A 15,500-nucleotide genomic window follows, 5' to 3' on the forward strand; every position below is an offset into this window, starting at 1 on the left:
GCTACGACGTGCGTCATGGCCGGTCCGCAGGGGGGGCGGAGTCGCTTCGGAGTGGCGATCAGCGCTCGCAGCCTTCTTTGATCTCGCCGACGCAGGTGTCGGTGTTGTCACCGCCGCGGAGGTGGTCCAGACCGGCCTCACCGTAGAGGCCGTCGAGGCCGGGTCCGCCCCAGAGATCGTCGTTGCCGTCCCCGGCCATGAGGTCGTCGTTGCCACCACCGCCGTAGAGGTGGTCATCGCCGCCCCCGCCCTCGACGCGATCGTTGCCGACGCCAGCCATCAGAGCGTCGTCGCCGTCCCCGCCGGTGACATAGTCGTCGCCGGCTTCGGCGTAGACGTAGTCGAGACCGGCGCCGCCCGAGAGGTTGTCGTTGTCCTTCCCGCCCTCCAGGCGGTCGTTGCCGTCCTCGCCGTAGAGGTAGTCGAAGCCGTCCCGGCCGTACAGCTGGTCCGCGCCGTCCCCGCCCCAGAGGATGTCGGTGTCGGTCCCGCCGTCGATGCGGTCGTCGCCGATGCCGCCCATAAGGATGTCGCCGCCCGGCAACCCGGAGAGGTCGTCGTTGCCGGACCCACCCTCAAGGCGGTCGGGTTGGGGTCCGCCGGAGAGGAAGTCGTCGCCGTCCCCGCCGAAGAGCTGGTTGCGGTCGAAACCGCCGATGACCGTGTCGTTGCCGGCGTCGCCGGAGAGGAAGGCTTCGCTGGACCCGGCAAGGATCGTGTCAGCGCCGTTCCCTCCGTACACTGCGGTGAACAAGCGGACGTTCCTGTCGATTGCGACATCGTCGTCCCCGTCTCCCGCGTGGACGGCGACACGCAGGATCCCGGCCGCCGGGCAGCGCACCTCGGCAGCCCCCGCACAGCCGGTACCGGCGCTGAGGGTGTCTCCCGCGTCCGTGACGACGAAGTCGGATCCTGATGCGGTCACGTTGATTTTGTCGATCGCCGCACCTGCGGTGATCAGCAGCGTCTCGTTGGCCACGCGCACGCCCGTGGCTGCGTACGCGGTCCCGGCGAAACCCAGCACATGCGTGGGCACCAGGAGCAACGACGCGGCCGCGGCCGCGACCCAGAACCTCTTCATGACACAGGCTCCCGACCCGGCCGCTGTCGGCCGTACTACGCCGGATGCTTCGGCGTACCCGCCCGTCCAGTCATGTTCCTGCTTCAGCCGTTCAGGAACCACAGGTGCTGAGGCCGCAGGCGTCGAGTGACGACACGGGCGCGATCCGCCCTCCCTCTACCTTCAATAGTGCTGCGCATCTCGCCGCGGCGACAACTCGAGAGGAAAACCGCCGGGGAGGGCGCGACTTGCGCTGGTGGCAGGACGCGGCCCAGGTGCGTGCACCGTCGCCACAGCGTGTCGTGGTCCGAGGCCGTGATCGATACCCTCTGCCGCAGTCGGCGGTCGTGCCGCCCGAGCGGTGCAGACCCGCCAACTTCCCACTACGCGCTTCGCCACGCGCGGTGTTGAGGCACGTCATGCCGAGGGGATGTCCATGTCCATGAGCGGGGCGTACTGCTGGCCGGCGTAGCAGTCGGTGTCGTGCAGGTCGCCCTGGACCGTCGGCCGGGGCAGTGAGACCTTGACCGCGAGGGCGCGGGGGTGGTTGACGACCAGAACCTGTTCGGGGGTGGTGTCGTAGAGCGCCGCGAACAGCTCCTCGTTGAGGAAGCCGGTGGCGACTAGGGCGCTGCCGGTGAGGACAGCCCCGTTGCGGTACAGGCGGTAGTCGATGTCGATGTCGGCCGGATGACGGGCGCTATGGCAAACAGTCAATGGTTCGGTTGCGAAGTGGGTTGAGAAGGCGGTCGAGGACTCGGTTGGGAAGTCGTTTCGACAGGGACGTCCAGCCGGCCGGCCACGGTGGCGAGGGCCGCTCCCAGGGGTAGCGCGACCCGGGTGAGGGCGTGCGAGTCGCCCCGGGTCGGGTCGCGGTTCACGATCAGCACCGGCTTTCCGGCCTGTGCCGCCTGGCGGACGAACCGGAGGCCGGACATCACCGTCAGCGAGGAGCCGAGGACCAGCAGTGAGGCCGCCTCGCGGACCAGCCCGCGGCAGTCCTCGACCCGCTGCGGCGGAACGGCCTCGCCGAAGAAGACCACGTCCGGTTTGAGGATGCCGCCGCAGTTCGTGCAGGGCAGGACGTGGAAGTCCGCGACCTGTTCGTCGGTGAGGTCGGCGTCACCGTCCGGGTTGATGCCGGCGGCCACCGGCTCGAAGCCCGGATTGGCCGCCTCCAGCCGCTGGGCGAGTTCGCGGCGCGGGGTGACGGCACCGCAGGACAGGCACAGGACCCGGTCCAGGCTTCCGTGGAGTTCCACGACGCCCTCGCTCCCGGCGGACTGGTGCAGGCCGTCGACGTTCTGGGTGATCACGCCGGCGAGCAGTCCGTGACGCCCGAACGCGGCCACGGCCCGGTGCCCGGCGTTGGGGCGGGCGCGGCCGAACGTGCGCCAGCCGAGGTGGCTGCGCGCCCAGTACCTGCGCCGGGCCTGGGCGCTCGCGGTGAAGTCCTGGTAGGTCATCGGGGTGTGCCGGCTCAGGCTCCCGCCCTCGCCCCGGTAGTCGGGGATGCCCGACTCCGTGGAGATGCCCGCCCCGCTGAGCACCAGCACACCTCCGGTGCTCAGCGCATCGACGACCGGCCCGACATCCGTGGTGCCCGGCGGCAGGTCCTCGGCAGGGGTCCAGCTCAGGGTGGGGCGCATACGCATGCCACCAGGGTACGGAACGGGCTGCCAACACCTGTTCGCACCGGTCAGCGCGCGTTCGAGGTGGCGCGTCGTCACGCCTTGCGCCTGCGGATCCCAGGCCAGGAGCTGATCGAAGACACGCCGGTCGCAGTCGGGCCCAGGTCGGGCTCAGGGAGTCCATCGGGATACGGCCGTACCGGGCCAGGACCAGCTCAGCGGCCGTCCCCCGGAGAGATGGCGTCGGCCGTGCCCGGGCCCGCGTCGGGGCTGGTGCCGAGCGCGGGGGATACGGGAGGCCCGTGCGCCGTCGGCCGAGAGCGAGAGGCATTAGGCCGTACGACCTGACGCGCGGCCGGATCGGGTTCCGGTACCGGAACCAGCGGCGATCGGGCCCCTCCGCGGTAGCTGATCCTGGGGCCCCGGTCACGGTGATTCCGTGACCGGGCCCGATGACGGCTCGCACGGCCGCGGTGGCCGCCGCTCCGGCCGCCGCCGGCAGGTTCCGGCCGCGCCGAACACTGGCCCCCAGGGCAGTAGTTGTCCAGCGGGGCCGTCGTGCGGCACGTACAGGCAGGATGCCCCGTGAGCACAGCCGGTCCGACGCGGGCCGCGGGCCAGGAGCCTCCTCGGGCGAGGGCGGCAGCGGCGGCGCGGTCCGTCCCCTGATCGTCGCCGCCCTCCACGCCCGGATGGTCCGCCGTCCCGAACGGCCGAATCGTCACATCGGGCATGCCGACGCCGCCCAGGAGCAGGGTCGGCTGACGTCCGTCAGCACCGTCGCCGTGCGGATGAAAGAGGGTCGGAGCGGGGCGGAGGGAAGCGGGCGGGCTGCCCCCTGGGGCCGTGAGCGGGCCCCACGGGACGATCCTCGTCCTCCGCGCGGACGGTCAGGGGGCCGTCGGCACCCGGACTAGGTCGCGGGGGAGGGGTGGAGAACCCGTGGGAGCGTGCGCGGACTCTGCGCACGGAGTTGCCTGGTGACCTGGGCCAGGTCGGAGAGGAACAGCCGGGCGAGCTCGGTGGTGAAGCCGGTGCGCACGACCAGGCGCAGGACGGAGACGTCCTGGCACGGGGCGGGGAAGGTGTAGGCGGGCAGCTGCCAGCCTCGCGCCCGCATGGCCTGGGACACGTCGAAGACGGTGAAGTCCGACGTCCCCGGAGCCAGCCGGAACGCGAACGCGGGAAGCTCGGAGCCGTCCGTGATCAGCTCGTACGGCCCCATGCTCTGTACCTGGGCGGACAGCGCGCGGGCGGTCGCACGGCTCCGTTCCGCCAGGTCCCTGAACCCCTCGAAGCCGTACCGCAGGAAGTTGTAGTACTGGGCGACGACGTGGGCGCCGGGGCGGGAGAAGTTGAGGGTGAAGGTGGGCGAGCGGCCACCCAGGTAGTCGACCTCGAAGACCAGATCGTCGGGGAGGGCCTCCGCGTTGCGCCACAGGGCCCAGCCGAGGCCGGGGAAGACGTGGCCGTACTTGTGCCCCGAGGCGTTGATGGACGCGATGCGTTCGAGCTGGAAGTCCCACAGGAGGCCGGGGTCGAGGAACGGGGCCACCAGAGCACCGGAAGCGCCGTCGACGTGCACGGGGATGTCGGTTCCGGTGGCGGCCTGGTATCCGTCCAGGGCCATGCAGATGTCCGCCACCGGATCGTAGGAACCGTCGAGAGTGGAGCCGAGGACGGCTACGACACCGATGGTGTTGTCGTCGCAGTAGGCGGTGAGCGTGTCCGCGGTGAGGTGGTAGCGGCCCGGCTCCATGGGCACGTACCGGGGCTCCACCTCGAAGTAGTTGGCGAACTTCTTCCAGCACACCTGGACGTTCGCGCCCATGACGAGGTTCGGGCGTCCGGTGTCCTTGCCCTGTGCCCGGCGCCGGGCCTGCCAGCGGCGCTTGAGCGCGAGGCCGGCGAGCATGGCCGCCTCGCTCGACCCGGTGGTGGAGCAGCCGCGCGCCTGGTCCGGGTACGGCGCGTGCCACAGCCGGGCCAGCATCCGCACGCAGCGGTCCTCCATCGCGGTGATCTGTGGGTACTCCGCGCGGTCCGCGAGATTCTTCTCGGCGGTCTCGGCCATGAGCTGGCGTGCCTGCGGCTCCATCCAGGTCGTCACGAAGGTGGCGAGGTTGAGTCGTGCGTTGCCGTCCAGCATCAGCTCATCGCGTACCCGGCGGCTGATGACGTCGGGTGATGATGCCGAATGGGGCAGCTCGTCGGTCGGCAGGAGGAGGTCGTCGTCACTCTTGCGGAGGGCGGGGGAGGAGAGGATCGGGGTGTCGTGCTCTGTGTCCGGCAGGACGCCGGTATGCGGGATGGCCATGGGAGCGTGGATGCCTTTCTGGTCCGTGTGCGACCCACGTACATCTCGGACGCTAGATCCTCCGGCGACCCGGCATCGCTGCCGATTACACCGATCCAGCGATCGATTTGCATACTAATGAACTGGATTTTTCCCGTGTCAGTCCTTGTCATGGGTTCGCTGTGGCATTGGCGGCGCGGCCGGCGCGTTCATCGGCCGACGGCAGGGCGGGCCTGCCGCGCGCTCCGCCCGGCGGCCTCTCACCGGGGCGTGAGCAGCGTTTCCGCACCGCTGCCCGGGCGGCAGAAGGGGTGCCCGTCCGCGACATCGCGGACGGACATCGCAGACGACGAGGGGGCAGCGCCTGTCCGGATCACCCGTGGAGGCCCCGTCGCGCACCTGTACGCCATCGCCAACGGCGGGGCCGTACCCGTACCCGAGGACGGCAAGCCCGGCACTGTCGATATCCGCTTGCGCTCCCTCGTCACTCAGGTCAACGTCGCCTGACACCGGACGAAGGCGGAGAAGATGACCACGCGGGCCCAGCCCGTCGACCACGAACTCATCCAGGCCGCGGCACACGTCGCGCGCACTCGCTGCCGGGGCGACAACCACACCATGACGGCCGCGGCCCGCGCCCAGGGCAGCCGCCCAGGGCGCCTATGAGCTGGACACGATCTTCGCCGTGGGTGACCGCGACAGGGGTGTCGTCCCCCCCCGTGCGGCCGATGCCGTCAGGTCCTTCTCGACTGCTTCCCCGCCCTCAAGGCCATCGTCGGCGAACCCGACCGCGTCCGAACCGTCCCCGTCGCCGACTTGCTCCCCGAAAGCTATGTCTGGGCCGACCGCCAGCCCGACGCCGAGTAGACCGTCCCACTCGGCGCCGGCCGGCAGTCCGGCTACACCATCGCGGACACCGTGCCCCGGATACCGAACAGTGACTTGCCGTAGAGCTCGGTGGCCACGTCGGGGTTGAGGACGGCGTGCCGGCTGCCGGTCTCGATGTCACGCCAGATGCGCTGGAGCGGGTTCGACTCGCCGAAGCCCGAAGCCCGAAGCCCGAAGCCCGAAGCCCGAAGCCCCTTGGGCCGAGCACACGAGACGGACCGCCTCACGCGCGTGGACCGCCGCCCTGCCCGCGTCCATCCGCATCCGAGCCCGGGCATCGTAGGAGGGGAACACGCCTGTCCGCGCGGCGTCGTCGATGTCGGCGGCCGCGCGACAGGCATGCAACCGGGCCGAGTCGGAGTGCGACGCAGCCCTTCCGGCGGCGAGTTGGACGGTGGGAGCATCGGCCTGGAGTGCGTAGCTCGTCAGGGCCAGGCCGCGCCGGGGAGCGCCGGCCACGAGGAGGTCGACAGCGGCGGCGGCGGGAGAGCCGAGTCTGCTGCCGGTCTTCGGCTTGTTCATCGTGCGGGCCGCGGTACTGGAGCGCTGTCTTTCGCTGTTCGGCGGACCGGAGACGTACGTACTCTGCGATGACCTCGTGGAGCTGTCCAAACGGCTCGACCGGGAAGCGAGCGTGAACCGGTGGCTCCTGCTGGCCGGTCTCGTGCTGTCCGTGGCAGCACCGGCCCTCTCACGCGTACGCCGCGGAAGGGTCCTTCCCGTGCTCATGCTGTGTTCGGTTCTGGGCCTGGCGGTACTGGCGGACGACCATGCGGCGCGCGCGGATGCCGTCGCCCTGCGGATCTCGACATCCCAGACGTGCGACGAACCCAAGAACCTCAAGACGGAGCCTCGACGCGTCGCGCGGGGCGTCAGCCGGCGGTCTCGCTTCGCGAAGCCCGGTATCTGGCGATGAGCGCCGTGAGCTGCGGGTTGAAGCCTTCCGCTTCCTGGAGAGCTGCATCGGGCAACGGGTTGTCGGCGGAATACCCGAGGGCGGGTCTGCCGGCGATGTGCTCGCACAGCGCGTCCAGACGCTCCAGGAGCGCGGCGTGGCGGGCCTGCTCGGGGGTCAGGGAGCACAGCCAGGAGTGGCGTTCCTCGGCCGTACCGGGGCACGGGGGCAGGGTCCGGCGGATGGCGTCGGCTCGTCCGGAGAGGGTTTTCCACACGGGCAGGCGCAGTGCCGCCCCCAGCGGGTCGGGTGCGGCTTCCGCGGTGGTGGGTGTCATGTCCCTACGGTCGCAGGGGGCACTGACAATGCGGCATACCGCCGTTGCCGGGTGCGCTGTCCGGGTGCATACGGCACGCGATCGGACCAGCCGGTCCCGGTGTGGCAGGGCCCCGTCCGAAGCGGCGTTGCGCGGGACCCGCAGTGTCGCGCCGGTCCTGGACGTGGACCACGAGCAGTTCGACGCCGTCCTGATGACGCTTGGACCGTCCGCACAGCCCCACGGCGTGCGACGCATCGCGGGGCTCATCGGGTGCCACCTACGCAAGGACGGCATGCGACGCACCGACGGGCGAGCCCGACCGCGCTCGCGGCCGGACTCCGCGGGGACCGCACCGGACGATCCCCGCGCCGCCGGAAGGTGACTCACCGGCAGTAACGATCCCGCGCGGGTCGCTCGCCGGTGGCCAGGAACCGGGAGACGATACGGTCGCCGCACGCGGTGCCGTTGTCGAGGTACGCGTCGTGCCCGGCGGAGTCGTTGACGACCATGACGGCCCGGTCGCCGAACGCGGTGCGGAGTTTGCGGGCGCCCGCGAGCGGAGTGGCCACATCACGCTCGTTCTGGATGAGCAGGACGTTGGCGGGCCCCTGGTCGGTGATCCGCACCGGTGCCTGCTTCGGTGCGTAGGGCCAGGCGGCGCACAGCATCGCGTTGCGGGGCATACCCGCCGTCAGCGGGTACCGCGCACGGCTCTTGTCGACCGCCTTCTGGTAGAAGGCCGAGGAGGTGGGCCAGGCGGCGTCGTTGCAGATGGTCGCCGCGCCCACCGCGCTCACGTTCTGCAGTACGGACTCCGGCGGCCCCGCCGGAACCGGCGGCACCTCGCCCTTCTGTGCGGCCAGGATCAGCTGAGCCAGCATCGGGTAGTCGTCCGGGTCGTAGAAGGCGTTCAGCATCGTCTGGCGCAGCACATTGCCGTTCAGCTCCTCGGGGTTGGCGCCCGGCCAGGGCAGCGGATCGCGGTCCAGCCGGGCTGCCAGCCGCAGGACGAGCGGACGCACCTCGGCGGCCGTATCGGCGAGCCGGTACCGGTTGCCGGGCTTGGCGGCCCAGTCGGCGAACACCGGGAAGTTGTCCTCGACGCCCCTCTCGAACGCGCCGAGCCAGGCGCGCTCGACCCGCACCGGGTCGGGGTTGTCATTGCTGTCCAGGACGACGCGGTCGGTGCGCCGCGGGAACAACTGGCTGTAGACGGACCCGACGTACGTCCCGTACGACACCCCCCACACCGACAGCTTGCGCTCGCCGAGCGCGGCCCGGACGCTGTCGATGTCGCGGGCCTCGTCCACGGAACTGATGTGCTTCATCAGCTCGCCGCCGTTGCGCGCGCAGGCTTCGGCGGTGCGCCGCGCGGTGGCGAGGTTCTCCGTCACGGACCCGTCGGGCGCCGGCCACGGCCGCAGCCGCGTCAGCGCCAGGTCGTCGTGGTCGAGCCCGCAGCTGACCGCCGTCGACGGCGCCTGGCCGCGCGGCGCGAAGCCGATCAGGTCGTAGCCGTCGCGGACGTCCTGCGGCAGTTTCTGCCCCTTCCCGGAGGGGTCGGCGAGGCTGTCCCCGCCCGGGCCGCCGGGAATCATCAGCAGCGCGCCACGACGGGCGGACGGCTTCTCGCTCCGGATCCGGGAGATGACGAGGTCGACCGTGCGCCCGTCGCCCGGGTGGGCGTAGTCCATGGGGACGGTGACGGTGGCGCACTGCTGCCGCTCGTCGAGCCCGGGGCGTCCGCAGTCGGCCCACTTGAGCGTTCCCGTAGCACCGGAGGCGGCGGTGGGCACGGCGGATGCGGCGGCCGATGCGGTCGAGGTGGCCGGGGTGCCGAGACCGAGGACGGCGGCGGACGCGGCGATCAGGGTTGCCGTGCTCTTCTTGATCTGCTTCATGTGCAGCAGCCTGCCGGAGCTTGACTGGCCGTCACATCCGGGTGGCGACCCATTGGGCACGGGGGAATACCCCACCCTGTGCGTTCGCCGCCCGTGTCCATAGGGCTGACGGTCGTCGGTGCCTACTGGGTGCCTACTCGGTGCCTACTCGGTGCCGGCATCCGGGGCAGACGACGCAGCCGCGTTGTCGCCGGCGCGGGCACGGGCGATGCCCCAACCGACGAGTGCCGCGGCCACGACGCTCAGCACGAGGCCGGCGCACGTGACCGCCTCGCGGAACTCCGCGGTCTGACGGGTGCTCCAGTCGGGGGCGGCGATGTCGCCGGTGAAGAGCGCGGCGAGGATGGTGCCGCTGACGGCGATGCCGATTCCGGTGGTGACTTCGCCGGCGGTGTCGACCAGAGCCGCTCCGGTGGTGGTGCGGTTCCGCGGGAGGCCGCGCATCACATTGGTCCCGGCGACGACGCCGACCACGCGCATCCCGGCGGCGCCGAGCACGAGCGCGACGGCGACCCACGGGTACCCGTAGCGGCTCAGCAGGCCGTAGACGGCCAGTGCGCACACGACCGCTCCGGCGCTGAGCCAGGCGGCCTTGTCGAGACCGACGCGTTTGACCAGCGGACCGATGGCGGCGCCGCCGAGGATGAGAACAATGACCTGCGGGAGCATCCCGATGGCCGCCCGGGCGGGCGTCCAGCCCCAGTCGAGCTGCAGTTGCAGTGTCACCAGGTAGCCGAGGCCGGCGGTCGCCACTCCGGCAGCGCCTTTGAACGCCAGGCCGCTCGACACCAGGGGGCGCGTGACGAGCTCGACGTCGAGGAGCGGGTGGCGGATCGAGCGCTGGCGCACCACGAAGAGGACGCCCAGCACGGTGGCCGCCGCCGTGGTCAGCCAAGGGAGATACGACTCGGTGCCCGCCTCGACGAAGAGCGTCGGCGCGATCAGCGTGAGCACGATCGCCGCCGTGCCGAGCAGCGCACCCACGGCATCGATCGGCGCACGGTGCAGATCGTCCGCCTGGTCGGCGGGGATACCGTTGCGAACGCCGGCGAACGCGAGCGCGGCGACCGGCACGTTCACCAGCAGCAGGGCCTGCCACGGGGCGAAGGCGAGTACGAAGCCACCCGCCGTAGGTCCGATCGCGAGCCCGGCCAGGCCCACCGTCGATATGAGCGTGGTCGCCCGGACGCGGAGCCCGTCGTCGTCGAACAGGCGGAACGCCAGGGCGAGTGAGCCCGGCGTCGTCATGGCGGCCGCGACGCCCGTCGCCGCCCGGACGGCGATGAGCTGCCCCGCCGTGCTGACGAACGCGGTGGTCAGGCTCGTCACGCCGAGCAGCACCAGCCCGAGCAGCATCATCTTGCGTCGGCCGACCCGGTCGGCGAGTGCGCCGAGGGCCAGCATGAGCCCGCCGAACACGACGGCGTACGCGCTGGTGACCCACTGCAGAGCGGTCGCGGACGCGGACAGCTCGCGTCCGATGGTGGGCAACGCGACGTTGAGGATCGAGTTGTCGAGCATCTCGAACAGGAAGACGGCTGACAGCCCGGTGAGGGCCGGCCACGCCTCGCGGAGGGTCCGCGGCGAGCGAGAAGGTTCTGTGGGTGCTTCGAGGCTCTGGACGACTTCACGCTGTCGACGGGGATTCACTGCGCACTCCTTCGATGGGAAGAAGTGGCGGCTCGTCGGATGCCGCGTGTGCCCGCGAGTCGGCGATGGACCCGCGATTTTACCTCTGGTGGCCTGACGATAACACGCGGCTTGGGTGGGCCTCGCGACGGCGCCGCACACATCGATCTGTACGACAAGGACGAGTACGTCACCCGCGCCGTCACCAGGCTCACCGCATGCTTCGGCGAGCACCTGGCCCGCTGACCGCGCCGTGCCGCACCGGCGCGGTCATGGGTGTGGCCGCCGGTCAGGGTTCGATGACGAGGGCCTCGATGAGGCCGCCGCTGAGGGTGAAGCGGTAGTGCAGGTCCACCGCACCGCCCGGGAAGTCGCCCTCGAGGTGGTGTGTGGCGACGTAATGGTCCGGGTCGGCCTTCCGGGCGCCGGTGAGTTCGGTCGTGTAGGTGTACTCGCCGGCGGAACGGGTCAGCCAGGCCGCGATGGCCGGGGCTCCCCGGTGGGTCCTGCCCTCGTCGGTCACGGTGGCGTCCGGGTGGAAGGCGCCGAGTGCGGTGGCGGTGTCATGGGCGCGGTGGGCGTCCAGATAGCGGGTGATCACCTCGGGCAGGGCGTCGGGAGCGATGTCCTGGGGCTGGTCGATGTGCATGAGGGATTCCTGACGGTGGTGGGTTCACACGGTGGGGATGGTGCCGCCGTCGATGACGTGCTCGGCGCCGACGATGGCCGAGGCCCGGTCGGAGGCGAGGAAGGCGACGAGTTCGGCGACTTCTTCGGGGCGGTTGGGGCGGCCCAGCGGGATACCGCCGAGGGAATCCATCAGCTGCTTCAGCGCCGCCTCCCGGGTGATGCCGGCGGCATCGGCGATGCGGGCGACGAGGTTGTCGGCGGCGGTGGTCCGGACGAAGCCGGGGGCGACGGTGTTGACGCGGACGCCGTGCGGGGCGACCTCGTTGGCCAGGCCCTTGCTGTAGGTGGTCAGCGCGGCCTTGGCGGCGGCGTAGGCGAGGGTGCCGTTCCACAGGGGCATGCGGCGCTGGATCGAGGAGACGTGGATGATGACGCCCCGGCCGGCCTCGATCATGCCGGGCAGCAGGCCGCGGTCCAGGCGGACGGCGGCGAGGAGGTTGACGTTCAGCTCCCTGGCCCAGTCGTGCTCGTCCAGGGCCGCGTATCCACCCGATGGCGCGTCCGATCCGCCCACGTTGTTGACCAGGATGTCGATGCGGCCCGCGCGGCGGAGGGCTTCCTCGACCACGGTCGCGGCCCCCTCGGGGGTGGCCAGGTCCGCGGTGATCATGTCCGGAGCCGCGACGTCGTCGGGCCGGCCGCGCGCGGTCACCAGTACGGTGGCACCGGCCTGGGACAGGCGTCGGGCGACGGCCGCCCCGACCCCCTTCGTACCGCCGGTGACCAGGGCGGACCGGCCTTTCAGGGATTCGCTGACTGCTGTGACGGAGGTGGTCATGGGGGGTGTGTTCCGTTCCTGGGCGGGGACAGGCGAGGTCCCGCTCCTGTCGATACTGCTAAAATAGAAGCTAGTAACTTCGACATTAGCAGTAACTCTCTTGGGGTGGTCCACCGTGGCAAGCCGAATCAGGGCAGAAGACCTCGAATGCCCGCTGTCCACGACCGTGCGACACGTCGGCGAGTGGTGGACGCTGCTGATCCTTCACGACGCCTTCGACGGCTACACCCGCTTCGACCAGTTCCAGGAGAACCTCGGCATCTCCACCAGCATGCTCACCGCACGCCTGAAGACCCTCGTCGCCGACGGCCTGCTGGAACGCCGCCCCTACCAGACCAGTCCGGTCCGCCACGAGTACGTCCTGACCGAACTCGGCCGCTCCCTACGACCGGTGATCATCACACTCGCCGCATGGGGCAACTCCCGCCTCACTCCCCAGCAGCGCAGCATGATCCTCGTCGACGCCGACAGCGGTGAAGAGGTCGAACCCGTGGTCGTCGACGCCAAGACCGGCCGCCGCCTGGACGACAGCCACGCGTACGTGTTCAATGCCGGCCCCGCCGCCAGTCGCGCCATGCGCGCCCGCTACAGCTGAACCACGCGGACCACACGACACGGCCGGACCCACGGGCAGCGCATCGCTCCCCACCGCGTGAGCGACGATTTGCCGGACCGGCAAAAGGAATGGTGTCACCCAAGGGCGATCGGCAACGGTTGCCCCATGACCGACAACATCGCGGCAGGATCGCCGACGTCCGACACCTCCTTTCCCGCCGACGCATATGTCGGAGACCCCGGGGTGCGCGAGGAGTGGGACAACCGCTACGCCGATCGACACCGACTGTGGAGCGGACAGCCCAATGGCGCACTCGTGGCGGAGGTCGCCGGGCTCACTCCCGGACGAGCGCTCGACGTCGGCTGCGGCGAGGGCGCGGACGCCGTCTGGCTCGCGCGCGAGGGCTGGGACGTGACCGCGCTCGAAGTCTCGGGCATCGCGCTGGAACGGGCGGCCGGACACGCACGGGACGCGGGCCTCGCCGTTCGCTGGGTACACGCGGCGCTGACGGAGGCGGCACTCCCGCCGGCCTCGTACGACCTGGTCTCCGCTCAGTACCCGGCCCTGCTGCGCACCCCCGACGGCGCGGCCGAGCGAGCGCTGCTCGCGGCCGTCGCACCCGGCGGCGTACTGCTGCTCGTCCACCATGCGGGGATGGAGACCCGGGAGGCGCACGACAGCGGATTCGACCCGGCCGACTACGTCTGGCCCTCGATGGTCGCGGCTCTGCTCGACGGCGACTGGGAGGTGGAGGTGGACGAGCAGCGGCCCCGGGCGGCCCCTGACGGAGGTGCCGGCGCCCACCATACGGACGACGTGGTCCTGCGCGTGCGCCGCCTGCGCTGAGCCGAGCGGACGTCAGCCGTACGCCGGGTTGGGCCCCTGCCGTGACGGCCGCCCGGCTCCGCCCCGCGCCCGCGAGCACACCGGCTCCGGCGTACTGGGGCACGAGGCCGAGCCCGGTACCGCCCCCGTGCGGGGTGTCAGTGCGCGGATGTCCGTTCCGGCTTGCGGGGGAGCGTGGTCCCGGCGGCGGTGCGGGCGATGTTGCGTGCCATTCCGCCGAACACGATCGCGTGGAAGGGGGAGACGCTCCACCAGTAGGCCTGGCCGAGCAGTCCGCGCGGGTGGAACAGCGCACGCTGCCGGTAGCGGCTGCGCCCGGCTCCGTCGTGCTCCGCGTACATCTCCAGCCAGGCCAGACCGGGCAGCCGCATCTCCGCGCGCAGCCGCAGCAGGTGGCCGGGTTCGATCTCTTCCACGCGCCAGAAGTCGAGTGAGTCGCCGACGCGCAGCCGTTCGGCGTCCCTGCGGCCGCGGCGCAGGCCGACCCCGCCGGTGAGGCGGTCGAGCCAGCCGCGTACCGCCCAGGCCAGGGGGAAGGAGTACCAGCCGTTGTCACCGCCGATGCCCTCGATGACCCGCCACAGGGCCTCGGGCGGTGCGTCGACCTCGGTCTCCCGTAGATCCGTGTACAGGCTGCCGCCCGCCCAGTCGGGGTCGGTGGGCAGCGGGTCGCTGGGGGCTCCGGGCAGCGCCGCCGACGACCAGCGGGTGAGGACCCGGGCCTCGCGGACGCGCTGCAGGGCGAGCCGTACCGCTTCGTCGAACGGGAAGGGGCGGCCGGGCGGGCTGGGCACGTACGTCTCGATGTCGTGCTCGTGACAGACCACCTCGTGGCGCAGCGACTCCGTCAGCGGACGGGCGATCGACGCGGGAACGGGCGTGACCAGGCCCACCCAATGGCTGGACAGGCCCGGGGTGAGGACCGGTACCGACAGGATGACCCGGCGGGGCAGTCCCGCCACCGCCGCGTACCGGACCATCATCTCCCGGTACGTCAGGACGTCCGGCCCGCCGATGTCGAAGGCGCGGCTGACCTCCGGCGGCATCCCGGCGCTGCCGACCAGGATCCGCAGCACGTCTCGTACGGCGATGGGCTGGATACGGGTGTGCACCCAACTGGGGGTGACCATCACGGGCAGGCGCTCGGTGAGATAGCGCAGCATCTCGAAGGAGGCCGAGCCCGATCCGATGATCACCGCCGCGCGCAGCACCGTGGTGGGCACGCCGGAGTCCAGCAGGATGCGGCCGACCTCGGCGCGGGAGCGCAGATGCGGTGACAGTTCGTGCTCGGGTACGCCCCGCGGGGTGAGACCCCCCAGGTAGACGATGCGGCGTACGCCCGCCGCCCGGGCCTGCTCGGCGAAGACACGGGCCGCCGTGCGGTCGGTCTCCTCGAAGTCCTTGCCCGTGCCGAGGGCATGCACCAGGTAGTAGGCCACGTCCACGCCCCGCATGGCGTCACCGAGGGACTCCGCGTCGGTGACGTCTCCGCGCATCACCTCGACATCGCCGGCCCAGGGGTGGTCGCGCAGCTTGCCGGGGGAGCGGGCCAGGCAGCGCACCCGGTGGCCCGCGTCCAGCAGCTCCGGAACGAGCCTGCCGCCGATGTACCCGGTGCCGCCCGTCACGAGGCAGAGCGGGCCGCCCTTGCTGTCGTCACCGTGCATCGGATCGTGTCCTCCGTGTCGCGGGCCGGGGATGTGTGCCGGGTTCCCCCGGGGGATCTCTTCCACACGGGGGCGTCGTCCGGATGCGGGAGTACGGGACGGGCGTCGAGCTGCGTTTCCCCGCCATCACGACCTCGCCGCAGTGGGGGCGTGATGCCGCCGCCCACTCGATCAGCGAACACGAGGGACACGGCCGGCGGGGGAGGCCCCGTCGTCATCGGCCGGCAGTGGTCGTCACCGCCGGCGCCGGCGGGAGCCGCCGCCCCGGATCGGTCCGTGACTCGGCGCTGCCGTCCCCCGTGGAGGTGTTCGTACGCGTCCGTCCGGAGCCGGTCGCCGGGCGC

Annotated in this window: 14 protein-coding genes and 2 pseudogenes; 4 read left to right on the forward strand and 12 right to left on the reverse strand. The window is 71.4% G+C overall.

Translation table 11 applies throughout. The annotated features are described in order from the left end of the window. Positions 1 to 58 precede the first annotated feature (58 nt). The 4 genes from ACF073_RS23030 to ACF073_RS23045 form a co-directional block, all read right to left on the reverse strand. Positions 59 to 1,081, reverse strand: a complete 1,023-nt coding sequence (locus tag ACF073_RS23030; RefSeq protein ID WP_392072802.1) for a calcium-binding protein — start codon at positions 1,079 to 1,081, stop codon at positions 59 to 61. A 396-nt stretch (positions 1,082 to 1,477) separates the two neighbouring features. Continuing rightward, entirely contained in the window at positions 1,478 to 1,777 is a 300-nt protein-coding gene (locus ACF073_RS23035; protein WP_392072804.1) for a DUF4387 family protein, read from the reverse strand. Continuing rightward, positions 1,774 to 2,715: an NAD-dependent protein deacetylase gene (locus ACF073_RS23040; protein ID WP_392072806.1), complete on the reverse strand. Its 942-nt coding sequence runs from the start codon at positions 2,713 to 2,715 to the stop codon at positions 1,774 to 1,776. Before ACF073_RS23040 ends, ACF073_RS23035 begins: the two co-directional genes overlap by 4 nt. Before the next feature lie 889 nt (positions 2,716 to 3,604). Next, the gene (locus tag ACF073_RS23045) at positions 3,605 to 5,008 is read right to left on the reverse strand and encodes a glutamate decarboxylase (RefSeq protein WP_392072808.1); all 1,404 of its coding nucleotides are present in this window, start codon (positions 5,006 to 5,008) and stop codon (positions 3,605 to 3,607) included. Positions 5,009 to 5,515: 507 nt separating this feature from the next. Between ACF073_RS23045 and ACF073_RS23050 the strand changes: the two are divergent. Then, positions 5,516 to 5,854 (forward strand): annotated as a pseudogene (locus ACF073_RS23050) (cytidine deaminase). A 32-nt stretch (positions 5,855 to 5,886) separates the two neighbouring features. On the opposite strand, the gene ACF073_RS23055 reads toward ACF073_RS23050, so the two are convergent. Beyond that, positions 5,887 to 6,102, reverse strand: a complete 216-nt coding sequence (locus tag ACF073_RS23055) for a hypothetical protein (protein WP_392072810.1) — start codon at positions 6,100 to 6,102, stop codon at positions 5,887 to 5,889. 13 nt (positions 6,103 to 6,115) lie between these two features. Then, positions 6,116 to 6,397 (reverse strand): annotated as a pseudogene (locus ACF073_RS23060) (oxidoreductase); the annotation flags it as partial. Between ACF073_RS23060 and ACF073_RS23065 the strand changes: the two are divergent. Beyond that, entirely contained in the window at positions 6,390 to 6,791 is a 402-nt protein-coding gene (locus ACF073_RS23065) for a hypothetical protein (protein ID WP_392072812.1), read from the forward strand. The pseudogene ACF073_RS23060 and the gene ACF073_RS23065 sit on opposite strands and share 8 nt — an antisense overlap. Here the strand turns inward: ACF073_RS23065 and ACF073_RS23070 are convergent. From ACF073_RS23070 to ACF073_RS23090, 5 genes are all read right to left on the reverse strand, one after another. Next, on the reverse strand, positions 6,748 to 7,107 hold the full coding sequence (locus tag ACF073_RS23070; RefSeq protein WP_392072814.1) for a hypothetical protein: 360 nt from the start codon (positions 7,105 to 7,107) through the stop codon (positions 6,748 to 6,750). The two genes, ACF073_RS23065 and ACF073_RS23070, sit on opposite strands and share 44 nt — an antisense overlap. Before the next feature lie 365 nt (positions 7,108 to 7,472). Next, positions 7,473 to 8,990, reverse strand: coding sequence for an alpha/beta hydrolase (locus tag ACF073_RS23075; RefSeq protein WP_392072816.1), 1,518 nt, complete (start codon positions 8,988 to 8,990; stop codon positions 7,473 to 7,475). Positions 8,991 to 9,134: 144 nt separating this feature from the next. Beyond that, the gene (locus ACF073_RS23080) at positions 9,135 to 10,640 is read right to left on the reverse strand and encodes an MFS transporter (RefSeq protein WP_392072818.1); all 1,506 of its coding nucleotides are present in this window, start codon (positions 10,638 to 10,640) and stop codon (positions 9,135 to 9,137) included. Between the two features lie 268 nt (positions 10,641 to 10,908). Continuing rightward, positions 10,909 to 11,268: a nuclear transport factor 2 family protein gene (locus ACF073_RS23085; protein ID WP_392072820.1), complete on the reverse strand. Its 360-nt coding sequence runs from the start codon at positions 11,266 to 11,268 to the stop codon at positions 10,909 to 10,911. A gap of 24 nt (positions 11,269 to 11,292) precedes the next feature. Further along, positions 11,293 to 12,087: an SDR family oxidoreductase gene (locus ACF073_RS23090; RefSeq protein ID WP_392072822.1), complete on the reverse strand. Its 795-nt coding sequence runs from the start codon at positions 12,085 to 12,087 to the stop codon at positions 11,293 to 11,295. Between the two features lie 115 nt (positions 12,088 to 12,202). Between ACF073_RS23090 and ACF073_RS23095 the strand changes: the two genes are divergently transcribed. Together ACF073_RS23095 and ACF073_RS23100 are read left to right on the forward strand one after the other, a co-directional pair. Further along, a complete protein-coding gene (locus tag ACF073_RS23095) occupies positions 12,203 to 12,682 on the forward strand; it encodes a winged helix-turn-helix transcriptional regulator (protein WP_392072824.1) in 480 nt (159 codons plus the stop codon). Between the two features lie 126 nt (positions 12,683 to 12,808). After that, positions 12,809 to 13,489: a class I SAM-dependent methyltransferase gene (locus ACF073_RS23100; protein ID WP_392072826.1), complete on the forward strand. Its 681-nt coding sequence runs from the start codon at positions 12,809 to 12,811 to the stop codon at positions 13,487 to 13,489. A gap of 137 nt (positions 13,490 to 13,626) precedes the next feature. Here ACF073_RS23100 and ACF073_RS23105 read toward each other — a convergent pair whose 3' ends face one another. Then, positions 13,627 to 15,156, reverse strand: a complete 1,530-nt coding sequence (locus ACF073_RS23105) for an SDR family oxidoreductase (RefSeq protein ID WP_392072828.1) — start codon at positions 15,154 to 15,156, stop codon at positions 13,627 to 13,629. Between the last annotated feature and the right edge of the window lie 344 nt (positions 15,157 to 15,500).

Source organism: Streptomyces sp. NPDC015171, from assembly GCF_043079545.1.
Lineage (GTDB): Bacteria > Actinomycetota > Actinomycetes > Streptomycetales > Streptomycetaceae > Streptomyces.